The sequence below is a fragment of the Bacillus sp. NPDC057893 genome (genome assembly GCF_042796455.1).
Lineage (GTDB): Bacteria > Bacillota > Bacilli > Bacillales > Bacillaceae_G > Bacillus_A.
In genome coordinates this window covers 1447088-1473591 of record NZ_JBHVNG010000001.1, presented here as the reverse complement: position 1 = coordinate 1473591, position 26504 = coordinate 1447088, and the positions used below count along the sequence as shown (strand labels likewise).

Below are 26504 nucleotides of genomic sequence, written 5' to 3'. Positions count from 1 at the left end.
AACTATTAATTTACTAAAGATTACACTTAGTGAATATAAAACACATGAAAAAATAGCCATCTACTTAACAAGTAAATGGCTATTTTTCCTTATATATTAGAATACTCCTTATTCATAACATATTTCACATATTCAGGTGCACTTTTTTCAATCTCTTCATCACTGATTTCATATTCTGCACCATATAAATAGAAGGAAGGAATAAACTCCATTCCCGTGTATAAGCATGTTGCTTGAAAAGGTTTCGTTAACTCAGCCATTGTGATCCGGCTATTTTCATAGTCTTTTTCTAATCCACCTATAGAAATAGCTACACCAAACTCTTTTCCCTTCACTTTATCCCCTTTAGATCCGTAAGCAAATCCATATGTTAATACATCATCGAACCATTTTTTTAATAATGGTGGTGAGCTATACCAGTAGAGCGGAAATTGAAATATATATCGGTCATGTTCTACTAACAGCTTTTGTTCCTCTTCAACATTAAACTCCCAATTCGGTGCCGCTTTATATAATTCATGCACCGTAATTTCATCTGAATAATTCTCAAGTTCTTCTACCCATCTTTTATTAATTCGAGACTTTTCAATATCAGGATGTGCTACAATTACAAGTGTTTTCATATATTTTCTTCCCCCTTATAAATAATTCAAACGCTTTAGTATTAGTATGAATGAGTCACATATAATTGAAAAGTACGTACTTTAAAGTGCTATAGGAACCTTAAAGTACCTTTGGAGGTGTTATATGAATCAAAATGATGATTGCCCAATTGCAACAACACTCGAAGTAATCGGCGGAAAATGGAAAGTTCATATTTTATGTGTTTTGGCGGATGGAAAAATGCGAACAAATGAAATAAAACGAGAAATTCCAAGCATTACACAAAAAGTTCTCACACAACAACTTCGGCAACTTGAAGCTAATGGAATTATCCATCGTACTGTATATCAAGAAGTACCACCAAAGGTTGAGTACACAATAAGCGCACATGGAAAATCTTTAATGCAAATTATGGATGAACTATTTGAATGGGGAAAAGACCATCAAATAAAAAGATTAAATGACTAAAAGAACCCTATCAACTTTGTTACATCTTCTATGTCAAGAATTCTTCTGAAATTTTATAATAGGGGTATCGTCATATCATTATTAAGCTAACAAAAAATACCCCTAAAATGAAAAAAAGCTTATTTCTCAAAGGAATTAGCTGTAGCGAAGGAAAATTACATATTCTTATAAATATAGCTCTTATGTAAATTTCTAAAAAATTATAGCCACAGAATTACTTTCCTATCCTCTTCTTAATTTTGAAGTCTAGAAAGTCAGCATTTAAACTAAACTTGCTAATATCGCTTTTGTACGATTGTCCGTTACCTCATAATAAATTTCTAATCCTTTTCGAGTACCAGTTACGATTTTAGCAGCCTTTAGTTTGGATAAATGTTGACTAATTGTACTTTGGGGCATTTGTAAATCCCCATACATTGTTGTTACATTAGTAGGGCCTTTTGCAAGCATTATTTTTACTAAGGATAAACGGACAGGATGTGCCAATACCTTTAATACTTCAGCGATTTCTTCATACATTTCTTTTGTTTTTTTCATATTTTTTCTCCCCTTTTATATAAATATTAATGATATCCATATATATAATTCGAAAGGATATACGATTTTGTGTCCGTCATTTAAAAAATTTAAATAATAAGAATTTCTTTAGTTTGAAACTAGAGAGATTTATTAACATGAAACGAATTCCCATCTTCAATATTCTATGGATTCTTCTTTTCATTCCCTTGATGTTATGTGGTAGGAATGTCTTTGTCCTCATTTTTAGGTCCGTTATTTTCGTTTGAATTACCTTTATTTCCTTGTTTTTATCCCCCATCGTTGTTTTCTTGCTAGTGTCCATTATTCCCTTGCTGAGATCCTCTACCGTTGTTTTCTTGTTGGTGTCCATTATTTCCTTGCTGAGACCCTCTACCGTTGTTTTCTTGCTGATGTCCATTATTTCCTTGCTGAGACCCTCTACCGTTGTTTTCTTGCTGATTTCCATTATTTCCTTGCTGAGATCCTCTACCGTTGTTTTCTTGTTGGTGTCCATTATTTCCTTGCTGAGATCCTCTACCGTTGTTTTCTTGTTGGTGTCCATTATTTCCTTGCTGAGATCCTCTACCGTTGTTTTCTTGCTGATTTCCATTATTTCCTTGCTGAGATCCTCTACCGTTGTTTTCTTGCTGATTTCCATTATTTCCTTGCTGAGATCCTCTACCGTTGTTTTCTTGTTGGTGTCCATTATTTCCTTTTATTTGCTTCGGTTGCTGTTCCTTGGATTGCTTTTGTTCTATATGCTCCTGCTTCTCGTATCTTTCTTCTTTTACAGGAGACGAATCCGATGATACTTCAGGAGATGACTTTGGTTGCGAATGTATCTCCTCATCGCGCTCCTCTTGATTAGACGGCGGCGCAGGTGGAGTAAGCGATTTCTGCTTCTCATTCTCTTGCTTTATATAAACACCTGTGCCAACTCCTGCTTTATTAGCATTCTCCCGCATTTGCATCGTACTGCTTTGATATACGACTGTAACATATTTTGTCTCATACTCTTTCTTTAATTTTTGCATAGCCTTTTCCAACTGTGGTTCTAGCGACTTGTCCTTTGTAACAGCTGTTAGCATAACTTGCTTATCATTCGTTAAGTACTTATCCTCTTGACTGTGTTTTATAATAGTACGTATTACGTCTTGCAGGTGTTTATTTTCCCATCGCTTTATTTCTTTTAAAATACGCCTTCCATCATCATTACAAGCTCGTAAATCTATAACACGAAGATCCTTTGTTACGCTCACCTCTAAACTTGGATTTATATCCACTGAGACATAAGCAAATACTTTTTCTTCCGGTTGGTTGTAGAAAAACAGCAACACACATAGAAAACAAGTAACAAGTAATGATGCAGGCTTTAAGAAAGAAGGGATTGAAAAACGCGGTGCTCTTTGCTCTTGTTCTTTAAACGAGATTTCCTCTCCAATCATGTAAGAGTGCGCTTTTCTTTTAAACGAAAGAAATTCTCCATTTGGAGTTAAAACAACTACGCTATGTTTTTTTATATCCATCACAATTCCTTTATTCATCATGCTTCCCCCCTCTTATATAATCAAGAATATATGTATAGTTGTTTGCAAAGATAATACACATTGCTATAATGTATTTTCTATGTCGCTCCAACGTTTTACGACTTACCCTAACACGTGGTTCAATATGTTTCAGCGGTAACTTTTTCTTTCTGAACAGCTCTTCCATCATTTTCTCGTCTTTTATAATAATCTTTACAATTTCTCTTAAGTGCTCACGCGTATCACGATGCTTAGGAGATTCCTTAGCAAGCTCTGAAAATGTGATTTTAAACTCAGCTAGCACACTTTGAAAATGAAGAATTTCCTCCTTACGGTTACTATTTTCCATCTCTTTCATATACTCCGTAAGCGATACTTGCATTTCTAATATTCCCTCTTGCTTATCTTCTTTTAAAAAGACAAGATTATGCTTAGACTCTTTGCGTATATAGTCAATTACATCTCTTTTTATAAGAAGATCAGCAAACGCTAGAAAAGATTTTCCTTTTTTATATGAATACTGTTCAATTGCCTCGTTAAACGCAAACAATCCAATGCTATATTCATCATCCTGTTCTGTAATATACCTGCGGCAGACAGACGAGATTGATTTTCTAATAAACGGCTGATACTGTACGATAAAAGCTTCCTTATCTCCTCCGTTGTTTTGTATGTTAAATACGATATCTTCTATTTTCGTTTTTTTTAAGATTTTCATTACTAAACTCAACACTAGTAATCTCCCTGCCTCCTTCTGCTTTAAATAGCAAAATGGTCACTAAATAAGTGACCATTCAAGCACATTTTCTTAGTACTTTTCTTTTGGCTTGTCTTATTTCTGTTGCTCATATTTTTCGAGGCCGACTTTTTTATATAACTATTTTTTCCACTTGTACTAAAGTGAAGTCTGTATTTTGTACTGCTTTCTTGTTTTCTTTTGCAATACCACTTGCTCTTTTCTATTTTAGCTGCAATCTTTGAATAACTCTTCGCTATATTTTTGGTAATTTTAGCTTTTTCTTTCATTTATTTTCTTCTACTTATATATATTCGAAGGAATAAATAATTTTATGGGGGTCAAAAAAATATTTTTTATAAAATAGTTATTTTTTCAAAAATAAAAACCATCAATTGGAAGAAACTCGTTATAACTCCTCCTTATGGTAATTCCTTTGTAAACCTTTTTATTTAAATGTATAATTGTATTAAAGTATAAAATTTCAGAATCGGAAGGCAGCGTCATGAAAAGTTTTGGTACGTTAATAATCTCTACCGTCATTTCAGCAGGCTTAGTGTATTATAATATCGATTCCTTTTATAATAAATTTACATCCGGGAATACATATTACTGGGTAAACGGTATCCTAGCTGCTGGATTCCTTATATCCTTAATTATCAACATAAAAGATATCATCAAGAAAAACTACACAACTTCTGAATCAAATTAAGGAGCCTATTATGGTTCCTTTTTCTATGCAAAATAAAAAAGCAGCTGTTAAGCTACTTTGAATTCTTCTTATCCCCAAATGAAATGATATATATATTCTCCCGTTACACGTTCATTAATTCCAGCGATCCTAGCGAATCTCATTAAGTCCGCCCCTTGAAGAAAATACACCGAGATCGTAACTGGTACTTGTGACCACATGAATTGATAAAGCTCATTCACTCTCTGATTCGTCGAAACGATTAAATCATTTACAGGTCCATGATTCCATGCAGAGGTTTGAACTGAAGTGAACGGAAGGTCTTTCCCATTAACCACTATTCTTACCACACTTTGAGTTATGTCCACAACAATCCCCTCCACTATTACAAAATTTAGACCTGTTTCTATACTCATATTCTTATTAATAATAAATGTTTAAGGCAAACCCCTATTTTCATTTCTACTCAAGAACAATTTATTTGATAAAATAAAAAAGCAGCGTATTCGCTACTTTAAAATCTACATAGCTCCCTTTTCTTTTGCTCTCTCATAAAGAACCGTGCGGCTTACACCTGTAACTTCACATATCTTCTTTACTGTAAACTTGTTTTCCTTTCGGTTTGCAAGCAGATCTAAAGCATGTTCCATATTAGGATTATCATCATCGTACTTCTTAGGGCGCCCTTTATAAACACCACGCTCTTTAGCTAGTTCAATACCTTCTCGTTGCCGCATTCGAATTAGGTCACGTTCTAACTGATTAACACCAGCCATTACAGTGAGTAGGAAAGTGCTGTATGGATTATCGCTTGTAGTATCAAGCCAATTGTCTTTTAACGACTTAATAGAAGCGCCTTTTTCTTTAATTGTTTCTATAAGTTTAAATAAGTCTTGTGTACTTCTGGTAATACGTGCTAATTCAGTTACTACAAATACATCACATTCACGCAGATTGTCTAACATACGTAATAACTCAGGTCTGTCTGTTGTAGCCCCGCTAACTTTTTCTTCAAACACATAATCACATCCATAATCACTCAATTGTTTGAGTTGCCTTGCTAAGTTCTGATCTTGTGTCGATACACGAGCATATCCAAGCATCATTCTATTTCTCCCCTTTGTCCGTTTAAGTGTCCATAAATTAACTATAGCTTAATAACATCATTTATTTTCCGTACATGTAAACCGGACATGAAGAGAGTTGTAAAATAAGTATTTTGAATATGTCTAAATTGTGAACGGATGAAATTCTAAATAAGTAGACCCATATCGGACGTTTTATCCTCTATTTTCGTTCGTTGTGTTCGTTTGTTTTGTTATCTTTCCTTAACAAGAAATCAGACCAGAAAATCCATGTACCAAAAAAGAGTGCTTTTCTTCAAAGCACCCTCCAATAGGAATTTACCATTCTCGACGCTTATCACAATCACAGTCACGATCATGATTACGTTTACGACGACATTCATCACAATCACAGTCACGGTCACGTCTACAACGACGGTCATCACAATCTCTGCGTCTGCAGAACATTAAATCATCCCAAAATCTATCACAATCTCGGGAACGTCTGAAATTACAATTACATCCCATAAATATAATTACCTCCTCTTAACTCTAGGATTCATCATATTCTATGCTAAAAAACAAAAACAGCTTGTTTACTAGTCTACTTTCTGCATTTTAAAGTAATAATGTTATTATCTAATCTTTAAGTTTCAAATCTATTTTACCCCTTATCTTTCCTTAACAGCAAACAAGACGCCACCCAGATCACGGCAGCGCCTACGAAAATTGCTATACACTTAATCAAACTCATTTATCCTCACATTATTTATTTCTTTGCTTCCATACCCCATTCTCTTTACGATAAGTATTCTTTCCATTCATGAAGTCAGCTGTATTACCAGGAATACTATATTTCTTATTCTTAGCCTTCTTCTTCAGCCTTTTTTCTTCTTGAATAGCTTGCAAATCCGCCTTCCATTGTTTCAACAAATCCTTTTCACGTCGCATCGAATTTGTACCCCTTGGATTAAAATGTGAACCAAATAATTAGATTCTTCCTATTTATATACTCATTTAAACCAAATGTCCATTTTGTTCAAATTCACGTTTAATGTGTACTAATTTATGTTTTTTCTTCTAAATAGACCAACGATATATTATAATCCTCTATATACCCAAGGAGGTTTACCATGCTTAATTTTCATAAAATATTCCCCATCTTAGGATTCTTTTGGTTTTTATACGGTTTCATTGGCCTCATCTTGTTATTACTTTCCTTAGCGTGTCGTAACAGCGCTTATAAATATATGTTTAATGTATAATTTCTATATAACAAAGAAAAAAGCATCCATATTGGATGCTTAATGTATACTAATATTAATATTAAATAGCTTCATTGATAGACTTTCTAGAACAATAAATATACTAGCTGAAACTGATCTATATCCGATATTCTTTCCTGTAACATTAATAGTAATCTCCGCCAAATGGGTTGGTACATCATCTTTTTTCAAAAATTTTATCTTCAACCTTTTCAACTATTGCTACATTATCCACTTCTTTAAAAGTTTTCAGCAATTTTGTTTCTAATAAAGTAAAATCAAAATTTTCATCTTTAATCACATCAAATATAATCTTCATTTTTCTTTCCCCATTTTTAACTAGTTAATATACTAACATCAATTCAAGTTTCCGTAAGGTAACGAAAAAAGGCGCTTTCCCGAACGAAAACGCCTTACTCAAGGTTCTGTATTTACGTGTAAAAGAACTCCAAAACAAATGGAATGACGGTCATATCCGTAATTGGTCAATGGTGTTGAATCAACTTATGGTTAACGATAAATTCGCCAAACGTATTGAAAAATATAGTATTTACCTACCGTAATTTAAATGCTTCGTTTGTTCGATAAGATAATTTGATATATCTGTGTTGGTGCCATTTCGCAAGAGGAATTCCACTAAATCTTGCTTTTGAAGAACAGGATTAATAACGGCTCCATCTAGCTGACTTAGAATCTCAACGATGCCATGATGTGAAAAACTCTTGATTGCTTTAAAAAGTTCTGCATCACGTTTCTTTCGTTCGGCGGATTCTTCAGGATACCCAGTATTGAACGGTTCTTCAAATAGTTTCTCAAGCGTGAAGCGAAGATTTAATTCGCCCGCCCAACCGAAGTTCAATCCAAGTGGCAGTGATGCACAGTTTCCGTTATTTATCCTACCAAATAGGAACGCATCTGTTGGAGTTGGCAGATAACCGCTAATGACATTCGGAAGTGTATTACAGGCAATCGACATACCAACACCACTACTACATCCAGTGACGACAAAATCAACTGCACCTGAATTTAGAAGTAGACCAACAGCTAAGGACACTTGGATATAGCTTAACTCGGATTCTTCAACTGTAACACCAAAATTGAGTACTTCATATCCATGCCTCGCCACAGCCCTTTTTGTCTCTTCAAAAATCAGTTCATTTTTGCTAATTTGGGTACTTGCTTGTATCACGGCTATCTTCATTCTTCCACGACCTTTCGATTTAATTATCACACAAACCGAAAGTCAAAAGAAGATAAAAAAGACAGAAGCGACCTTACCTTAATATTTGCTATTCTATGTGTTCGTTTCAAAAACTTACACAGATTTCTTGACAATCCCTCCTTGTTGTTTTAAATAATCCGTAAGGCTGTTGCAATTGCCATAATTGCATTCTTTTTCTGGTAATAATACCAATCATTAGCTAATATCATTTGAGCCTTTATCGCCTTATCACTCATTACACCACTCTTTAGATATTTCCGCTCGATTATCTCCCTTTGCTCTATATCCAATGAATGTTCTATTGCTCTTCTAATCTGTAAGTATTTGTAATCATTAATCTTCTTCGTATCACGTAATTCTGGGAATAACTGAATACTTTCCCTTTCACATTCGCTTTGGTTCATCATACGGACTGATAGATCCTTGTAATCTCGCAATACCTTCACTACTGCTTTTTGTATTAACTTATATTCCTCGTTATTTATTTCTGGAAAGAATGATAATTGCTCCATCTGTAATCCCCCTATTTCGAATTTTGGTTTTTATATTCACATCAGGCGCGTGAAATTTTACTATCTCTTTGTTGAATAAAGGAAACGTGCATAGAGAGTAGCCCCCACCATCCACTCTGCATGGTTTCGCTATCCATTAAGCCTTTAATAATTTACGTTTCTTGCTGGCCATCTTCTCTTTTACTGCTTCAATGTTATTTGCTACCTTTTGATGGTCCTGATCAAATTGAATCATGCCATCAAACATAACTGGAGCTACTGCTTCATCGACATATTGTAAGTAATCCACTGGCGCTCGTTCCGTCTGTTCTACTAAGTACCCGTAAATATTAAAAGCTGCCCTTGGTATCGACTTCTTGCCTTTTGGCTGCTGTGACATCCTTACGTAAGATTGGATGACTGATAGTGGTACAACAAATACTGACTTGTCCTTACTGAACTCAATAAGAAAGAAACAAATCGCTCCCATATTCTCCGCTTTCTCCAGGTAATCCAATTGGTGCTGCGCAATGTTCTTTAAATCAAATCGTGTAGAATTTTCTGTAGACTTCGCTTCAAATGCTATAGCCCGTCCTTTATACACGCCGTCATAGTCTACTGTACTCTTAGCTTCATAGAATCCATTTAGCACACGGCCACCTTTACTCTTTAACACCTTCACAGGAGTCGGACGTTTGTTTATAAGCACCACTCCCCCTCTTTGATACATTTCATTCGCTAGATTGATAAGCATTTCAAATGCCATCCCACGGTTTCCGAGTCCCATTGTTATTCCTCGCTTTCTATTAAAAGGATTATTTTGTTAAAAAATTAATTCTAATTCATAACCTCTATCTTTTTCTTTTATTTCCCATTAAAATTGAGTAAAACTATTTTGATAACATAGGAGAAAGCTATGAAGCATAACCTCAATCTATGGTCCTTTATATGCTCTTTGATTTGCGTTGGACTATTCCGTTTATATTTTGAAATTCCACTTGAATTATTCAAATTTTTCACGGATTCATTACACATTCACCCTTTATTTATATTACTAGTTTTAACAATAGGAACTTTTTTTGCTGGCATTATAGGATTTTCTAATATGAATAATTGGATTGCGATGCTTAGGAGTGTAGCAACAGTCTTACTAACATTGTTATTATCAGTGTTTTTAACACTAACTTTGATTGTGGGTAATGCATTAAGTTAAACGTAGTTTTTTATGAGTAAAACTCAATATTCCGTCAATAATATAGATGACATTAGTTTTTTCTCCTTGTTCCCCCTTGGAGATGAGCAGTTAGTTTTTGCTAACTGCTCTTATATTTATAACAAAGATAAGATTCTTTAGAATGATTCTTCTTTATTTTTCAATATAAGGAGCCTTGGATTTTCATTAACACTCCTGTAGTATATGAACAAAGAGTAAGGTAAGAGTTACTCTTTGCCATTTTAGGAAGGTCCTGATGAAGACAACGGGGCCTTTTTACATATAGAGATAGTTTTGTTTAATTTTTCACCATTAACCACAAAAAAATATCTTATAATCGTTATATACTAAATTAATTAATGGATTAGGAGTAGATCAAATGCCAGTTACACTAGAACTTATTCTTTTCATTCTTCTAGCAATTAGCGCTGTTGGCTATTTAGTAAAAGAATTTCAAAAAACTAGGAAAAGAACACTTGGAATTTCACTAGAATTCTTGGTTCTTTTCTGGTCAATATGGAGAATATCGACTATCATAATCTGATTTGTAAAACATGAATTCCTTCGAATAAAAATCAATATTATGTCCATAATGTTGATAGGCTGTATGCCAAAATCCATTTAGTTTTCTCTGTATCTCCTTGTATTGAGCAGTTAGTTTTTGCTAGCTGCTCTTTTATTTATGAAAAAAGATAAAATTTTTTATAATGATTCTTCTTTATTTCTCAATATAAGGAGTTCTGGATTTTCGTTAACAATCTTATAGTATATAAACAAAGAGTAAGGTAAGAGTTACTCTTTGCCATTTTAGGAAAGGTTCTGTTGGAAACAGCGGAACCTTTTTTCGTGATTTAAAGGTACTAAGACAAAATAAAATATTTACCATGAAGGTAATTGTTAAATATTTTACGCTTATACAGTATAATGGGATAGTTATTGTGTATTGGCATTAAGAGGAGCGTCCTGATTAAGCGCTTCTCTTTTTTTATAAAATAGCTCCAAATTACTTGGACACATTTACCAGTTTATTCAACACAAATATCATGTTAAAATCCCTTGTGAATACGACATAACTCAACTTGGTGAAGCCCTGTAATATTTCCTGTAGGGCTTCTTTTTTTACAAGCAGTTATTTCATTACGCTGACTACCTTGTTGTGCAAAATAACGATTTTGTTCACTTTTTTGATACATTTATAAAACATTCATATGTTATCTTCAGTAAGTTCTATTTCCTTTATAATATTGTGTGAAGTATACCAACGAACGCAGCCTAAAAAACTCTAATGAAGTGATGAAAAAAACCTAATTTCTCTACAAAACATTGAGAAATTAGGCTTTTTAATAGAAAAAGTAGCATTCATAAACAATGAATACAGTTTAACTCTTCAATTCTATTTTCACAGATTCATATATTCTTCTAAAGTCAGTTTTTCCTTATATATATTTTCAGCAATATCTCCTACATAGCGAATATGCCAAGGTTCATATGCATAACCCGTAATACTTTCCTTCCCCTTAGGATAACGAATGATAAACCCTGCACGATGCGCGTTTTCTTTCAGCCATTTTCCTTCCTTCGTATTCGCAAAGGATAGCTCTAGTTCATTGTTAGCGCTTTCAGATGAAACATCCATTGTTAAGCCTGTTTGATGTTCACTATGCCCTGGCTTTGCGGAGAAACGATCTGTATGCTCTTGCCCATTCTTTTTAACATTGCTGGCATACAAGCCTTTTTGATACTCATAGGAACGAAATCCTGAAACAGCATTCAACTGGATACCATCTTGCTTAGCTAAAAGAAATAATTTTTCTAACGCTTCCGCTGCCTCTTTACGAAGATGACTCTTTTCTACGGTTCCACTAAATGAGAACGGTACATTTGGTACAATTAAATCCTCTGGCTTATAGTTTTCGGGTAAACCATATTCCTTATTTACTACAGCCTGTATACTAGCAAAAGAACTTGCTATCTTACTTGAATTCCCATTTTTCTTTCTATTTTTTTCATTATTTATGGAGTTTTCACTAGTTTCATGGTTTGTCTTATATGGTTCTTTACCAATAGATATATTCGTGTAAACTATAAAGATACCTAACACTACTACTATACAAGTTAAGGTTCCTACTAATTTAAGTCTCATTATTCATTTCCTTCCTACAACTCCTACTGTTACTCATTCATCATACTTCAACCATGTCAAATCCATTTTAATTCCCTGTGAACTTTTCTTCATAACGTACTTCTTAATAGATTGATAGTATATCTTCCCGTTCTTTTGACAGCCTTAAAATATCAGTTCTATTCATACATGTAGAAAAATAATCTAAAAATTTGTATAATGAGATGAGAAGTGTAGCATTCTATTATAGAAAGGTCTTGGTATGATGCTAGGTATTGATGTAAAAAAAACAAAAGAAGAGTTAATTATTTCATGGCAATTGGCGAAGATTACGATTCCGTTACGTGATGTGCTTGATGTTACCGAAGATGCTACCTATGCGGGAGTTGAAGAACCAACTGCAATCCGTATCGGAACAGCATATGGGACAACTGATCGTATATTAATTAGAACTGTAAAACAAAATTATGTATTATTTACTACAAACAAAGTGTCGATTTTAAAAGCTATTCTTGCTTAAATATGGTCATATAAATAGACTCAAACAAAGTTCGAATAAAGCAAAGGAGAGAAGTCATAGAATAGACTCCTCTCCTTTGTTTAATCGAAATAAATTTTATAATCCATACTCACTTCAGTATAGCTTTTACAACATAAGTACGTCTTACTGTTTTGATTCTAATATTACTAATCTTATTAAGACCAAATCCACACATCATCATTATTTTGAGTGTTATTGTTTACCTCATGCACTTTTTCGATATGATCAACTGTGTTGTAATTAATAGAAATGCCGCCCCAACCTACATACTTCATATCAATTTTAACTTTCTCACCTGTTTTAAATACTTGTCCCTTTGTTAAGAACACGTCAATAATGTCTTTCTCCCCATTTAGTGATGGATACTCAACAACGACATATTTAGTAGCACTGTCTTCCATCTTACCTACTTCTGATACTTCACCAATCACATAATCAGGTGAGCCATTTTCTTTCAAATGCATACCTAATTTGTTTGTAGTATTTTCAACTTCTGTTGCAACCATATATTCCGTAAAATTACGCATCATAGATCCAGTCGCTTTTACTTCGTCTCCTACTTTCACATTTGAAAGATTTTCTATATACACACTAACAGGTTCTTCGTATTGTTTAGATTTCACAACAATCACACCATGATCCACTTCTACAACGTGTCCTTCTAATGTCGAGAAATTCGTTTCAATAGAAGCTGCACTCGCTTTTGTTGCTTCTAATCCTGGTAGATTCGTTCCTGATAATGCTGCGAACCCTAAAGCACCTGCTAAAATTAATTTTTTCATACCCATTCTATAACATCTCCATTCATGATGATTGTATTTGTTTGATTGGTATCGACCAACATGTAACCATTATAGTTACAGGTGGTCGAAATTGCAACCATTTTATTCATGCAATCCTGCATACTACATTTTCGCAATATATCTATGTAATTTTCTTATGCCTGTTTCTAACTAACAAAAAATAACTTGATAAGGTAATTAAAAGACCTACTATTTATAATGTAATCCTCGTTAGAACACAAAAATGCAAACAAAAATTAAAAGGCTAATACTTTCTTTTTTTGGTAAAATTATCTTCATTGAGATAACAGGAAAGGATTTGTTGCTTTATCACGGCAGAAAAAACACAGTTTGTAAAAAAAGAGCATTATATCCCCCAGTTCTCTATGAGACCTTTTGAAATAGCTAAGGGATTTTGTCTCACAGTGAATTTAGAAGCTGACACTTTGGAAGCTAAGGAAAAGAAAACAGGGAATTATTACAACAACTCAAAAATAAGCAAATAGATTAAAATACTGTAAATAGGACTAAATTATTAACATAAAAAATAAGCACATCTTGTAAAAAAACAGATGTGCTTATTTTTTAATTTTTATGCATTTTTACGTTTTAGGAAAATCACTCCACCAACAATTAACAATAATGCACCTGCAGCCATAGAGATCCAACTTGTAAGGTCAGCGCCTGTTTGCGGTAACCATCCAATTTTAGATTGAATTTCTTTCTTAGGTTGTGGTTGCTCTTTTACTTGCTCTTTAGGTTGCTCTGATGTTGGAGTATTTTTATCTTGATTCGGCTGTTCTGGTTTAGGTTGTTCCGGTTTTACCTCTTTGAATTTCACTGTTTGTCCCTTATCTTCAAATTCAGCGTGAATAGCTACTAAGATATTATCTTGATACAGTTCTTCAAATACTACTACTTCTTTACCTTGTAATGCAGAAGCATTAAATGTGAAATCTAATGTGATAGAACCATTTTTTTCTTTTGCAGTAAACTTAGATTCTACTGTTACTTCTTTATCATCAACTAATAATGGTTTTTTTGTTGCTTTATCCATTAGTTTGCCTTTTACAACGTACTCTTTACCCACGATTAAGTCTTTGTATTCCACTTTATCTTGGATTGTTACAGATTTAGAAGCATCTAACTCTTTAGAACCATCAGCTTTGTTTGTAGCTGTCGTTTTAATAGAAGGCTCTACAAATCGAACTGTTTGACCTACATCGTTAATGTCAGTGTGAGTTGCAATTACTTGACCTTCATGCAATAAGTCTTCAAACACAACTACTTCTCTTCCTTGCTGTTCAGCACCAACGAAAGTAAAGTCTAATGTTACAAAACCATTCTTTTCTTTTGCAATGAACTTAGTCTCTGCTGTTATTTCTTTACCATCAATTAATAATGGTTTGTTAATAGCTTTGTTCATTAATTTACCTTTTACAGTGTACTCTTTACCAACAACTAAGTTAGTATACTCTACTTTATCTTGAATAGTGATAGAATCCTTTGAATGAATCTCTTTTCCACCATCAGCTTTGTTTGTAGCAGTTGTTTTTACTGATGGCTTAACGAACTTAACTGTTTGACCTTTATCATTGATATCAGCATGTGTAGTAATAACTTTTCCGTCTTTCAGTAACTCTTCGAATACTACTACTTCTTTTTCTTCTAAACCAGTTGCATCAAAAGTGAAATCTAGTGTAATAGAACCGTTTGCTTCTTTTGGTGTAAACTTAGTTTCAGCAGTTACTTCTTTACCATTTACAACTAATGGTTTATTAGTCTCTTTATCCATTAATTTACCTTTTAAAGTGTACTCTTTACCTACTTGTAGGTCTTTGTATTCCACTTTATCTTGGATTGTTACAGACTTAGAGGTGTGCATTTCTTTTGTACCATCGGTTTTATCAGTAGCTGTTGTTTTTACTGATGGAATCTTTTCATCTTTGACAATATGTTTAATGATTTGACCATTCTCTTTGATCTCAAAAGAGAACGTTTCTTCATTCAATACATAACCTTTTGGTGCAACAGTTTCCTTATATGTGTATTTTCCAAATGGTAACTTTTCAAACTTCGCGATACCTTTATCGTCTGTTTTTCCTTTTACTACTTCTTTCCCTGCTTCATTATAAATTGTAAACTCTGCATTTGGAAGTTTGTTGTTTCCATCAGCTACATCAACTTTTGTAATTTCTAGATCACCTTTAATAAGATGATTGACTGCCAATAGCTCAATAATTTTTCCGTGTTCCTTTATTTCGAACACAATTGGTTCTGTAATAAGAACATAACCATTTGGAGAGGCCTTTTCTACAAATGAATATTTACCATACGCTAAATCTTTGACGTTAACTTCACCATTTTTATCTGTCTTATATTCTCCAATTACTTTCCCACTTGCATCTTTTAGCTCGAATACTGCACCTTCTAAATTATTGCTGATATCTTCATTATCTACTTTTAGTAATTTTACACTACCTTTCACTTCGGTATTTTCCACTGTAAAAGTAAGTGTTTTATTGTGCTCTTTAATTTCAAAAGGATACTTTGTTTTATTTCCAATATATCCATTAGGTGTTTTTGTCTCTAAGAAATAATATTTACCATACGTAAGACCTTCAACGTTTGCAATTCCATTTTCTTTTGTTACTACTTTTTTCACTTCTTTTCCATCTTCAGTGAAGACCGTGAATTCAACATTAGGTAAAACCTTTCCAGAATCACTAAGCTTTTTAATTTCGATGTTACCTTTTACTTTGTTGTTTACTACTTGGACAGCTCCTGTTTCTTCTGTCTTAACTTCAATAGTTTGTGGTTTGTCACCTGAAACATAGCCTGTTGGTGCTTTAATTTCTTTTACTGTATAGGTACCAATTTGTAGGTTATTTAATACTGCAGTACCATCAGCACCAGTAGTGATTTTTCCAACTGATTCATTATTTGCATTAAAGACTTCAAATACTGCACCAGCTAAAACTTCACCATCTTCTCCAACCTTTTTAATTTTTAAAGAACCAGCAGCTTCCCAATTTACTGCAAGGTCACTACTAAGCTTCTCTTCATTTCTTTCTAGTAGTACTGTAGCATTCTGAACAGTATCAGTACCGCGGTAAGCAATTGCTTGAACTTTAGTTAAGTTAGCAGCTACACTTAGATTAAATTCACCTGTTTTTGTATCTTTAGGAATTTGGATACGGAATTTTTCCCCAACTGAAAGCTGATCTTTCACTTCTCCATTTTCACTAATAATTTTAACTCCAGTAGGTGCATTTTTCGCTACTACCTTATAAGAGCCACTCTTAGCATTTGTTTGTACTGTGTATAGGTTTGTTTCAAAGAACTCACCCTTTAATTCTGCCTTTTGCTTTTCAGCAGGAATCACGTTCATAAAAATATCTTGAGTATCTTCACTTGTATTTGCAGCATTAATAATTGCCTTAGCCGCTTTTTCAACATTTTTATTCTCATGCTTTAATTCATTTACATCAAGTTGACCTAATGCATTCCAAACCGCAAGCTGAGTTGCATAATGTGCTTCATTCTTATTAGCTACTCCCAGTTGTTCTACACTTTTTTGTGGGAAACCATTTAATAGGACCCTATATACTACATTATCTGTTTTCCCCATTTCAGGAAGATCTTCACCATTTGGTGATTTTAAGCCAAGAGTTAAACAATAAGCAATTTGGCCGCTTGAATTTTTAATAATTTCAGTTCGAATGTACTTACCTAAACTGTTGCTATAACTCCAGTTCATTGAATACTTTTCATGCGTCATAACCTCCGCATTTGCCTTCGGTAGAAACACATTAAAGAATAATGCTAGTACTGATAATAATGCAAAAACTCTTTTAACAACTCTTTTCCCCAATTTTAAAACCTCCCTAGATAAAATGAATCTGATGTATTATTCAAATATTTAAAATAATCACAACGAAGATATTTCATATTATAAGACATAAAGTTACAAATATTATATTATTTTTACAAATTATTTATTTTCTCAACATCCACTATAAATTATGATATTAAAACATTTCATTTCATAAAAGTAACAATATTAGGATACCTTAACAAAATAAGAAACTTGGTAAAATACTAGAATAACGGTAGTTGGAGTACGGAAACGATTTTTGGCATGAAGGACCACTACAAAGATATTTTGATATGTAAACAGATATTTTCAGATTGAATATATGTATTAATAATGAAATTTTATTGCATTTACACCTGCAATGTTTATATAAAAGATAGTAAATTATGTTTTTATAGGATTTTTTCTATTAGTTTACTGGAAATTTGCATTATTATGTGACAATAAATATCATTGTATTTAATATAAAATGATATAAAAAAAAGGGGTACGTAAATAATTATTAGAACTTTCAATCAATTAATTATACTAAAATTAGTATTAAGAATATTAGTAAAAAAGTAACAACGTTATTACGAAGTTCGAATATTGGTCTAAGTACCCTAGCATCTCAATGGTAACCTCTTGAATACTTTTACGTTTTTAAATAAATTAAAATAACAAAAAAATAATAATTTTTAATTTTTTCTTTGTAATTTAATAAGTTACATGTTAATATGGCGAAGGTTATAAAATGGATTTCGCCATACACAATGTTTTTTCGGAATATTCACTCCAGAGAAACGTAACTATTTCAGTAATTTGCTTCATCTTTTACCTATACAAGGGCTACTTTCAATTTTTTTGTTCATAAGTAAAAGTAACTTTTTATTTCTATCTTCCTCATCGATTTTAATATAAATGGTAAAAAAGTACTTTTTCAAGTGCCCTTCCTTTTCTTTTTTAAAGATAGAAAATCTAATAAAATCAAACACCTAGATTAAACACATACATAATCCTACTTACAAACTCTCAGAGAGGTATAAACTATGGGAATTCCTACACTATTATTAAATACATTTATTATTATTATTTGTATCCTTAGTTACCAAGTATTTTGGCTAGAACATAAAGAAAAAATGGCATGTAATAATATATTAATTTCTGTACTTTCCTCCACTGCAATTATTTTTTGTATGACTTTTCCTTTTCATTTACACGCTGGGTTCATTTATGATTTACGTTTTATTCCCATTATATTAGTTTTTCTATATGGAAATACAAAGAGCATTATTTGTATTGGAGTTTTATATCTTTCTTATAGATTTTACTTAGGTGGAAGCGGAGTCTTCCCATCATTTATTATCTTTACTATTATTTCTGTTATTACAATCATGTTTCGTTACTTGTCACCTACTTATTTCAAGGAAAAGAAGATATTATTAAGTATTCTACTTATTTTGATATGTACAACTTCCCTTTCTATCTGCGGTATTGTAACGCAAATAAATACAGGTGGTAAAATTGACTCTACTCTCATTGAATTTTTATTCAATTATATAATCATAAATATTTTCACAGTATTATTATCAGTTTATTTAATAGAAGGAATGATCGAGAAATATAAAATAAAAGAAAGAATGCAAAGAGCAGAAAAATTTTATATAGCTAGCGAACTAGCTGCATCGATCGCGCATGAAATTCATAATCCACTGACCACGGTACGTGGATTCACTCAATTACTAAATGAAGATGAGAGTGCTAAGATGTCTCAAGATAAGTACTTAGAAATTATGTTACTTGAAATGCAGCAAATACAATCTACTATTAATAACTATTTATCTTTAACCAAACCACAAAACATTATAAAAGAGGAACTAGATATTAATTACATATTAAATCAAGTGAAAGATAATATTTCACCACTCGCTCTTTCATATAATGTTGAAATAAAACAGCATATTACAACAGATTCCCTTTACATAAATGCTAATACTGAAAAATTAAAAATATGTCTAACCAACATCATACAAAATGGAATTGAGGCTATGAAAAATGGTGGCGTATTACAAATAAATATACAAAAAATAAAAGATAATATTGTAATTGATATTATTGATACAGGAATAGGAATGTCTTCCCAACAAATAAAACGTATTGCCTTGCCATTTTATTCAACAACAGAAAAAGGTACTGGGCTTGGTACTATGATTGCGTACAGTATTATTAAAGAATTAAACGGAGATATAGAGATAGAAAGTGAACTAGGAAAAGGAACACACTTTTCTATCACTATCCCCTGCTAATATAATAGAAAATTTATTTAAATGATATTATTTTGTAGCTAATATAACCATATAAAAATGTTAGTTAGAAACATAGAGTAGCAATTTCCTTTTCATTTCTATCTTATGAAGCTAAGCCAAACAATTTATGAATAAATTGTTTCTCGCTTTGGACAGACTGGTCCGGTAAAACAAGTGGTTCTGATGCAAAAATAAAATACAGGAGAATAAAGCACATATATTCCTAACGGAATCGTATCTTATGCTGCAAGTCCAAACAATTGATGGATGAATTCTTTCTGATTTTGGACAGACCGGTCCCGTAAATCCAGCTGCTCTTTTTTAATCATATGCATGGCTTCTACTCCAGAAAGAATGGATGTAGCTGTGTCAAAATATTTGAACCCTAGCATAGAACGGATTCGCTTCTTTATAAAGCGATGATCTTGTTCTACTATGTTATTCAAGTACTTTTGTTGTCTAAGTTGCATACCATCAGGTATGCTTTTTTCTTTTTTCAACTGTTCAATTGCTATCGGATAAGCTGGATTCTTATCGACTGTTATCACACGTGGCTTTGAAACATGAAAAGACCGCAAAGCTTTCTTGAAAAAGCGCCTTGTAGCCTTATGATTTCTTGTTTTGCTTAGGAAAAAATCCATTGTGTTTCCGTTCGAATCAACAGCACGATACAGGTACATCCATTGACCTTTTACTTTGATATATGTTTCATCGACTCTCCAAGAGTCATTTATTTGTTTGAGGTAACGTCGGATCCGTTTGTCCAATTCAGGACCATACTGATGAACCCAACGCATAATCGTTGTATGAGAAATGGATAAACCCCGTTCCTCCATCATTTCCACCAAATCACGAAAACTTAGGTTGTACCGTAGGTACCATCTTACCGTGAATAAAATAATATCAGGCTGATAGTGCTTCCATTTGAACCAATTTTTCTTTTCCATACCGATCACACACCTTTTTAGAGTAATAGTATCAGTATGTCCAAGTTTTAGAGATTACTTGTAATTACCTTGAAGTTTTTGCACCAGAACCATAAAAAGGTTGCAAAAATACGTGTATATATAAATCTCCCACAGCTTATTGCAATGATTAATATCCAGCATTAAAAAAAATCAGAAATCCAGATAGAAATAAGAGATGAATTAATAGCTTGTTCATACCAAATTGAAAGTAAAGAAGATCTCCCAAAACGAAAAAATGCGCTTTTTTATCAAAAGTTAGAACAAAATTTCGTTTTGGGGGTACTATAAAATTTTAGCTTGATGGGCATGGGGCAGCGTCAGGAAAATGCGGATTTACAATGCAAAGCAAAATTTCATAAGAAAAAGCCGATTTCCGGTACTCTAAGAGAATAATTGGCTTTTTACTGTTAAGTTGTTTGTAGTGATCGTAGGGAGTCTAATGATGCAATTTATTTTATACTAAATCGGTATTTTCCTAGAATATTAATGTGTTCCCATTCTAATTGAGAAATATATTTCAATTCTTTTTTGTTTGTAGAAATTTAATGCAAAAAAACAGAATCCTTATAATAAGGATTCTGTAACAAGAAATGACAGATATATAGCAATAAAAAGAGTTACTTATATTATAATTTAAAAATGCAACAAACACATTGAGAAAATTCAAAATAAATTAAATATTATTACACATTTAATTATCACATATGTTTCTCATGCAATTTTTGTTCAAAATGCCAATGTTATTTAAGACTTTCTCCACAATAACTGAATTAATTATCTTTAAACTGTAATTCTTCCGTAGAACCTTTCAGCGCTGTCGTAGATGAAGTTCCACCCGTAATCACTTGTGCTACTTCGTCAAAGTAACCTGTTCCGACTTCTCGTTGATGACGCATAGCAGAATAACCATGCTCTTTTGCTGCAAATTCGGCCTGTTGTAATTCAGAATACGCTGCCATACCACGTTCTTTATAGCCGCGTGCTAATTCGAACATACTGTGGTTTAACGAATGGAATCCTGCAAGTGTTACAAATTGGAGTTTGTAACCATATGATGCCATTTCTTTTTGAAAGTTTTCAATTGTTTTTTGATCTAATTTTTGTTTCCAATTAAACGACGGTGAACAGTTATATGCGAGTAACTTTCCTGGGTATCTCTCATGAATTGCTTCTGCAAAACGCTTCGCATCTTCTAAATTTGGTTCAGACGTTTCACACCAAATAAGATCTGCGTACGGTGCATATGCTAGGCCACGTGCAATTGCTTGATTGAGCCCCGCTTTTGTACGATAAAAACCTTCCGTTGTTCTTTCTCCTGTAATAAATTCTTGATCAATTGGATCAATGTCGCTCGTAATTAAATCTGCTGCATCTGCATCTGTTCTTGCCACGATTACTGTCGGCACGCCCATAACATCCGCAGCTAAACGAGCAGAAATTAAATTACGTACCGCCGTTTGTGTCGGTAATAATACTTTTCCACCTAAATGTCCGCATTTCTTTTCTGAAGACAACTGATCTTCAAAATGTACACCTGCTGCACCTGCTTCAATCATTCCTTTCATTAATTCAAATACGTTTAATTGCCCACCAAAACCAGCTTCTGCATCTGCAACAATTGGTACGAAATAATCTATATCACTGCCACCTTCCATATGCTGAATTTGATCAGCACGTTGCAACGTTTGATTGATTCTTTTTACAACAGCGGGCACACTATTCACTGGATATAAACTTTGGTCTGGATACATATGTCCAGATAAATTGGCATCAGCAGCTACTTGCCAACCACTTACACAAATTGCTTTTAAACCTGCTTTCACTTGCTGCATTGCTTGATTTCCTGTTAATGCACCAAGCACATTGATGTAGTCTTCTATATGAAGCGATTGCCAAAGTTTCTCTGCACCGTGGCGTGCTAGTGTATGTTCAATATCGATAGATCCTCGAAGACGAATAACATCTTCGGCACAATACGGGCGTTTTACCCCTTTCCAACGTTTATCTAACTCCCAATTTTCTTGTAATTGTTGAATCCTTTCGCTTTTCATTTCTTCCATCTCCTCGTATGTTATTTTTCAGTTATTCTTTCGAGTAACTATTACACTAAATATTTTCTTGGCCACCTGAGTATATTCCTGGATAATGAAGATAAGAATCAACGCTTTCTTTTATTTGTTCTTGGAAGAAAGAAAGATGCTAATATTTATTTTCCTGTTGAACAAATCCTATTTCTCTAGCTAATTTATCCAAGATATGTAATGACATATGTCGAGGGAATTTCTCAGTAAACAATTGTAGTTCATTTTTGGGGAACAATGAGTTTCTTAACTTGATGGCAATGCGTCAGGACCCCTAATAGAGGTAGAGTCACATCGCTATTAAGCTAAGAAAATACAGCTACCCCCAGAACGAGATTTTGTGCTAATTTGTAATAAAAAAGCTCATTTTTTCATTTTGGGGCTGATTTGTTTTCTTAAGTTGATGGGCATGTGGCAATGGCCCATATAACAACAATTAGTTAAATTAATATTTTATTCGTTATTTTATTTCTTTAAAACGATCATGTATTAATTTCTTGATATCCGGGTGATCCTTATATAAGGTAACGGTATACATGATGGAAGATGCAAGAATAGTAGACCATATTAACCAAGCTCCAGCATGAGAAAGAACTTTAATTATTTCACTCGTAAACTGTTCCTGTCCCTCTTGAAATGTCGATACGAGCGAGTTAAGATTGAACAACAATAAAATAACAATCCTGCCCAAAAGCATAATAATCCATCCGATAATATACGTATAGCCTCCAACACTACATAATTGATTATTATGATGAAAAACTTTCACCCTCTTAGCTTGCCAATAACCAACTATCGCTCCTAATATAAGCAAGCTAATTAATTCAATTGTAATGATAAAGTCCAATCTATTTGGAAGACCCATATAAGTTCTGATTATAGCCATGATTGGTATACCAAGAAGATCGAAGCTATCTACTTTCTTCGGGATAAGCTGCCTAATAATCAATACAATAACGACTACAAGAATAATAATGAAAACCTTATTCATGCGATTAATCCCTCTTTTTTTCTTTTAAATAATACTCAATAAGTTGATTTACTTTTTCTTCTGGATATGATTCTGGTGTTTGAAGGACATGAATTACTAGCCCATCAATAAATCCGTACAGTATCTCTAATTCAAATTCTCTATTGTGACCTGGTGTGACGTATCCTAGATCCCTCATTAAATCTAGAATTATTCCCATAAGATACCTCGTATGGTCATCCATTTTCTTCCGAAGTTCAATAAGTTCTGGAGAACTAAAGGATATACCCAGAAATGTAATCCAAACCTTCCCTTCCAACATTTCTTCTTTATTAGAAGGAATAATAAATTTCATTAATCTTCTAAGTGCTTCTTCTCTCGTTCCCTTAAATTCACTTGTACGAGTGTTTGCCCGTTCTTCCATTCGATTCAATACTAAATTCATTGCATAATGAATTAATTCATTTTTAGACGAAAAATGATGCTGAACAAGTCCAACCGAAATGTTTGCTTCGTCAGCGATTTGCTGTATAGAAGCTTTATCAATACCTTTTTCTAATATTACACGCCAAGTAGCAGTGGCTATCTGATTCTTCCTTTGTATTTGATCAACTATTTTAGGCACTCATATCCTCCTCTTTTTTTATAATATGATCATATTATAAAAAAAGCACCTAAAACAATATGATCATATTGCTTTAGATACAATAGGGCTCTTGCCACATGGCTATCAATATAACAAAACAAAGTTTCCCTAAAATAAAAAAATACGGCATTCCTACCGTAGCATTAAAAAAGATCTTCAAATTTTTTAGATACTCTTACTGTCGACGTTCAAAAGCTAGACGTACAGCAAGACCTGTTAAGACACTTGCCATAAGCCAACGCTGCACTCGTAGCCACGTTGGGCGTGTGCCAAACCATTTCGCAATTCGACTTGCTGTAAACACAATTAAGAGGTTGACTATAAAGCTAACAGTTATTTGCGTAAGGCCTAAAACTGCACCTTGTAGAAGCAACAATCCCTTCTCAGGATCTTCAAATTGAGGTAAAAGTGACACATATAAAATAGCAATTTTTGGATTTAGAAGATTAGTCATAAGTCCCATCAAAAATAATTTCCGTGGTGGCTCATTAGAAATAGTACGAGGTTCCATAATAGAAGTAGCACCAGGTTTTATCGAATTCCAGGCAAGCCAGAGCAAGTAAGCGGCACCTGCCCACTTAACTGCTTCATAGAGAGATGGAACAGCAAGGAAAAGAGCTGTAAGTCCGAACATCGTTGCGATTATATAGATTATGAGGCCAATCATGATACCCAAAAGAGAAATGAATCCTGCCATACGCCCCTGCGTAATCGAGCGAAAAATGAGATAAATCATGTTAGGCCCAGGTGAACAAACCATGCTAAGTGAAACAATTGCAAAAGCTAGCACAGTGCTAAAACTGAATCTTCCAACCCTTTATCTTACATAAATTTCTTATCGTCCATTTTATCATGATTGAGGAGAAAAAAGATTAATGTATGCCTATTCATATAAGGTTAACATAACGTATTATTATCGGGATTCACTGTATTTAGAAGACTATGAAAAGTCCTCCATTTTTTTAAGCTGGGGGACTTTCGTGATCACAAGGCTTTAAAAGTAACCTATCCATAGTGATATTATAGTTACTACTAACAGCGCAAGAAGAAATGTGATATTTCGAATCCACTTTTGTATATCATCAAAATACCGTTCTACAAATGCAACGTTGATATAAAACATGAGAAATACAACAAAGAAGGTAAAGTTACCAAATTTATCGTTCAATTTTTCATTGGTAAATGTGCTTACATGAAGGAATACTAAAGCAAAAGTTACTAAGAATAACTCAAATAGCCTTTTTTTGCTCACCCCGCCACTCCCTTACAGTAATTTCCTTTTGTTTCATTTTATCAAAACGTAGCGTGTAGCAGACTATGAATATTATACTTATGTAAAAAAAGGCTAACATTTCAAGATTGTTAGCCCTCACCTTCCGTAATCATGCCTTTTAAAATACAACATACGACTCGATTCTTCAACTTGAAATATATTCTCCCTTAATTACAAAAAACGAACCTCGAATTGTTCCAGCAAGTTTAGACTTCTGCCTAGCAAACTTAAATTTCTCTTCTAACTCCTTTGGTATCTCCATTCCCTCAGAAAGCTTAAATCCAACAGCCCGCTTCTTCGGATTATCCAATGTATACATGACGTTGATTGCAAGACCATCCTCATAGAAGACATAGGCAAATTTAATATTTTCCACTTGAAAACACGATGTTTCTAAAGGTTTAGCCGCAAACTCAATATCACGTTCTTCTTTCAAAATGCGGTTCACATAATCAAGAGTCTTCTCGCTTTCACTAGCTGCTACAACCGTAAATTCATGCTTGTATTTGTTCATAAAGTAACGTGCTTCATGGGCACGTAAACCAGCAAGCGCTTCTGCTACAGGTGAAAACTCTAATCCAGCTGTAGTTACATTTTTAAAATCAACGATATTGGACAATTCCATCTCTCCTTTTAACTCTTTACTTCCTAACAACTGGAATCCACATTTCACCAAATACTAGGCCGTTTTGCTGCCCCATCTCAACTGTTGTATTTGGCCCACCAACATAGGCAAAATCTTTTGCTTCTGCTAATGCTTGGCCAAATGCAATACCAGTAAGCTTATTACTTAGCTCCTCAGATGTCTTGCCCTCCCCTTTAACTACTAGGTATTCTCCCCTCGGAAACTGGATAACTCTAGATTCTTCTTGTATCGTTGCCTCTGTCATGACACCAGCGTAATACATCATCTTGTTATTCACCGCTTCACTCACAGCAAAAATGTAATCATTTGTAGCTAAAGCTTTTAAAGTGTCCAACCTTCCATCTTGTTCGACAGCCAGCCAAAAGTCTGCCTTTTCCTTGTTTATGCCCGCAAAGTCTGTGTAGTGGCTCTTAAGTTCAGTTCCAATACCTAGCACGATAAAGCTATCTTTTTCTTCTATTGTATAATTTTTCATATTCAAAACCTTCCTCACTTTTAAATGAATCAAACGATTT

At 33.5% G+C, this 26504-nt stretch carries 27 protein-coding genes and 3 pseudogenes; 6 read left to right on the top strand and 24 right to left on the bottom strand.

The window, feature by feature from the left end:
* Positions 1-89 precede the first annotated feature (89 nt).
* Positions 90-623, bottom strand: a complete 534-nt coding sequence (locus tag ACFVQC_RS07870; RefSeq protein ID WP_377897989.1) for an NAD(P)H-dependent oxidoreductase — start codon at positions 621-623, stop codon at positions 90-92.
* A gap of 124 nt (positions 624-747) precedes the next feature.
* Here ACFVQC_RS07870 and ACFVQC_RS07865 point away from each other — a divergent pair, with 124 nt between their 5' ends.
* Complete coding sequence (locus ACFVQC_RS07865; protein WP_377897987.1) at positions 748-1071, top strand: winged helix-turn-helix transcriptional regulator; 324 nt, start codon at positions 748-750, stop codon at positions 1069-1071.
* Between the two features lie 261 nt (positions 1072-1332).
* On the opposite strand, the gene ACFVQC_RS07860 is transcribed toward ACFVQC_RS07865, so the two are convergent.
* The 4 genes and pseudogenes from ACFVQC_RS07860 to ACFVQC_RS07845 all read right to left on the bottom strand — a co-directional run bounded on the left by ACFVQC_RS07860 (position 1333) and on the right by ACFVQC_RS07845 (position 4142).
* On the bottom strand, positions 1333-1608 hold the full coding sequence (locus ACFVQC_RS07860; RefSeq protein ID WP_002146515.1) for an ArsR/SmtB family transcription factor: 276 nt from the start codon (positions 1606-1608) through the stop codon (positions 1333-1335).
* 296 nt (positions 1609-1904) lie between these two features.
* Positions 1905-3134: pseudogene (locus ACFVQC_RS07855) on the bottom strand (anti-sigma factor domain-containing protein); the annotation flags it as partial.
* Positions 3127-3849 (bottom strand): RNA polymerase sigma factor SigI, encoded by a 723-nt coding sequence (gene sigI / locus ACFVQC_RS07850; RefSeq protein ID WP_002161054.1) that lies wholly within the window; start codon positions 3847-3849, stop codon positions 3127-3129. The pseudogene ACFVQC_RS07855 and the gene sigI, both read right to left, overlap by 8 nt.
* A 26-nt stretch (positions 3850-3875) precedes the next feature.
* Positions 3876-4142, bottom strand: coding sequence for a hypothetical protein (locus ACFVQC_RS07845; RefSeq protein ID WP_377897983.1), 267 nt, complete (start codon positions 4140-4142; stop codon positions 3876-3878).
* A 215-nt stretch (positions 4143-4357) separates the two neighbouring features.
* Between ACFVQC_RS07845 and ACFVQC_RS07840 the strand changes: the two genes are divergently transcribed.
* Positions 4358-4564 (top strand): hypothetical protein, encoded by a 207-nt coding sequence (locus ACFVQC_RS07840; protein ID WP_377897982.1) that lies wholly within the window; start codon positions 4358-4360, stop codon positions 4562-4564.
* 68 nt (positions 4565-4632) lie between these two features.
* On the opposite strand, the gene ACFVQC_RS07835 is transcribed toward ACFVQC_RS07840, so the two are convergent.
* The 5 genes and pseudogenes from ACFVQC_RS07835 to ACFVQC_RS07815 form a co-directional block, all read right to left on the bottom strand.
* On the bottom strand, positions 4633-4959 hold the full coding sequence (locus tag ACFVQC_RS07835; RefSeq protein WP_377897980.1) for a hypothetical protein: 327 nt from the start codon (positions 4957-4959) through the stop codon (positions 4633-4635).
* A gap of 105 nt (positions 4960-5064) precedes the next feature.
* Positions 5065-5649 (bottom strand): recombinase family protein, encoded by a 585-nt coding sequence (locus tag ACFVQC_RS07830; RefSeq protein ID WP_377897978.1) that lies wholly within the window; start codon positions 5647-5649, stop codon positions 5065-5067.
* Positions 5650-5946: 297 nt separating this feature from the next.
* The gene (locus ACFVQC_RS07825; RefSeq protein WP_274378583.1) at positions 5947-6075 is read right to left on the bottom strand and encodes a hypothetical protein; all 129 of its coding nucleotides are present in this window, start codon (positions 6073-6075) and stop codon (positions 5947-5949) included.
* A 297-nt stretch (positions 6076-6372) separates the two neighbouring features.
* The gene (locus tag ACFVQC_RS07820; protein WP_377897976.1) at positions 6373-6558 is read right to left on the bottom strand and encodes a hypothetical protein; all 186 of its coding nucleotides are present in this window, start codon (positions 6556-6558) and stop codon (positions 6373-6375) included.
* Between the two features lie 353 nt (positions 6559-6911).
* Positions 6912-7191, bottom strand: a pseudogene (locus ACFVQC_RS07815) (hypothetical protein).
* A 34-nt stretch (positions 7192-7225) separates the two neighbouring features.
* On the opposite strand from ACFVQC_RS07815, the pseudogene ACFVQC_RS07810 reads away from it, so the two are divergent.
* A pseudogene (locus ACFVQC_RS07810) lies at positions 7226-7435 on the top strand (IS256 family transposase); the annotation flags it as partial.
* Here the strand turns inward: ACFVQC_RS07810 and ACFVQC_RS07805 are convergent.
* The 3 genes from ACFVQC_RS07805 to ACFVQC_RS07795 form a co-directional block, all read right to left on the bottom strand.
* Positions 7423-8073, bottom strand: coding sequence for an RpiB/LacA/LacB family sugar-phosphate isomerase (locus ACFVQC_RS07805; protein WP_044440141.1), 651 nt, complete (start codon positions 8071-8073; stop codon positions 7423-7425). The pseudogene ACFVQC_RS07810 and the gene ACFVQC_RS07805 overlap by 13 nt on opposite strands.
* 149 nt (positions 8074-8222) lie before the next feature.
* Entirely contained in the window at positions 8223-8606 is a 384-nt protein-coding gene (locus tag ACFVQC_RS07800; RefSeq protein WP_377897974.1) for an ArpU family phage packaging/lysis transcriptional regulator, read from the bottom strand.
* 136 nt (positions 8607-8742) lie between these two features.
* Positions 8743-9372 (bottom strand): Holliday junction resolvase RecU, encoded by a 630-nt coding sequence (locus ACFVQC_RS07795; RefSeq protein ID WP_377897973.1) that lies wholly within the window; start codon positions 9370-9372, stop codon positions 8743-8745.
* Positions 9373-9501: 129 nt separating this feature from the next.
* Here ACFVQC_RS07795 and ACFVQC_RS07790 point away from each other — a divergent pair, with 129 nt between their 5' ends.
* The gene (locus tag ACFVQC_RS07790) at positions 9502-9798 is read left to right on the top strand and encodes a hypothetical protein (protein ID WP_377897971.1); all 297 of its coding nucleotides are present in this window, start codon (positions 9502-9504) and stop codon (positions 9796-9798) included.
* 1399 nt (positions 9799-11197) lie between these two features.
* Here the strand turns inward: ACFVQC_RS07790 and ACFVQC_RS07785 are convergent.
* On the bottom strand, positions 11198-11941 hold the full coding sequence (locus ACFVQC_RS07785) for a M15 family metallopeptidase (protein WP_377897969.1): 744 nt from the start codon (positions 11939-11941) through the stop codon (positions 11198-11200).
* Between the two features lie 244 nt (positions 11942-12185).
* On the opposite strand from ACFVQC_RS07785, the gene ACFVQC_RS07780 reads away from it, so the two are divergent.
* Positions 12186-12440, top strand: a complete 255-nt coding sequence (locus ACFVQC_RS07780; RefSeq protein ID WP_002146502.1) for a SunI/YnzG family protein — start codon at positions 12186-12188, stop codon at positions 12438-12440.
* Positions 12441-12616: 176 nt separating this feature from the next.
* On the opposite strand, the gene ACFVQC_RS07775 is transcribed toward ACFVQC_RS07780, so the two are convergent.
* Positions 12617-13249, bottom strand: coding sequence for a hypothetical protein (locus ACFVQC_RS07775; protein WP_377897968.1), 633 nt, complete (start codon positions 13247-13249; stop codon positions 12617-12619).
* A 586-nt stretch (positions 13250-13835) separates the two neighbouring features.
* Complete coding sequence (locus ACFVQC_RS07770) at positions 13836-17117, bottom strand: VaFE repeat-containing surface-anchored protein (protein ID WP_377897966.1); 3282 nt, start codon at positions 17115-17117, stop codon at positions 13836-13838.
* 1031 nt (positions 17118-18148) lie between these two features.
* On the opposite strand from ACFVQC_RS07770, the gene ACFVQC_RS07765 reads away from it, so the two are divergent.
* Positions 18149-19405, top strand: coding sequence for an ATP-binding protein (locus ACFVQC_RS07765; protein ID WP_219919421.1), 1257 nt, complete (start codon positions 18149-18151; stop codon positions 19403-19405).
* 239 nt (positions 19406-19644) lie between these two features.
* Here the strand turns inward: ACFVQC_RS07765 and ACFVQC_RS07760 are convergent, their stop codons facing one another.
* The 8 genes from ACFVQC_RS07760 to ACFVQC_RS07725 form a co-directional block, all read right to left on the bottom strand.
* On the bottom strand, positions 19645-20352 hold the full coding sequence (locus tag ACFVQC_RS07760; protein ID WP_377897964.1) for an IS6 family transposase: 708 nt from the start codon (positions 20350-20352) through the stop codon (positions 19645-19647).
* A 791-nt stretch (positions 20353-21143) separates the two neighbouring features.
* The gene (aceA, locus tag ACFVQC_RS07755; RefSeq protein WP_377897962.1) at positions 21144-22424 is read right to left on the bottom strand and encodes an isocitrate lyase; all 1281 of its coding nucleotides are present in this window, start codon (positions 22422-22424) and stop codon (positions 21144-21146) included.
* Between the two features lie 490 nt (positions 22425-22914).
* Positions 22915-23445 (bottom strand): hypothetical protein, encoded by a 531-nt coding sequence (locus ACFVQC_RS07750; protein WP_377897960.1) that lies wholly within the window; start codon positions 23443-23445, stop codon positions 22915-22917.
* Positions 23446-23449: 4 nt separating this feature from the next.
* Positions 23450-24049 carry a TetR/AcrR family transcriptional regulator gene (locus tag ACFVQC_RS07745; RefSeq protein WP_377897958.1) on the bottom strand — a complete coding sequence of 200 codons (600 nt, stop codon included), beginning with the start codon at positions 24047-24049 and terminating at the stop codon, positions 23450-23452.
* 196 nt (positions 24050-24245) lie between these two features.
* The gene (locus ACFVQC_RS07740; RefSeq protein WP_377898146.1) at positions 24246-24830 is read right to left on the bottom strand and encodes a LysE family translocator; all 585 of its coding nucleotides are present in this window, start codon (positions 24828-24830) and stop codon (positions 24246-24248) included.
* A gap of 234 nt (positions 24831-25064) precedes the next feature.
* Positions 25065-25322 carry a DUF3963 domain-containing protein gene (locus ACFVQC_RS07735; RefSeq protein WP_377897957.1) on the bottom strand — a complete coding sequence of 86 codons (258 nt, stop codon included), beginning with the start codon at positions 25320-25322 and terminating at the stop codon, positions 25065-25067.
* Positions 25323-25488: 166 nt separating this feature from the next.
* Positions 25489-25998: a phage tail protein gene (locus ACFVQC_RS07730; protein ID WP_377897955.1), complete on the bottom strand. Its 510-nt coding sequence runs from the start codon at positions 25996-25998 to the stop codon at positions 25489-25491.
* The gene (locus tag ACFVQC_RS07725; RefSeq protein WP_377897953.1) at positions 25985-26464 is read right to left on the bottom strand and encodes a GyrI-like domain-containing protein; all 480 of its coding nucleotides are present in this window, start codon (positions 26462-26464) and stop codon (positions 25985-25987) included. The genes ACFVQC_RS07730 and ACFVQC_RS07725 overlap by 14 nt, the downstream gene beginning before the upstream one ends.
* Positions 26465-26504: the final 40 nt, after the last annotated feature.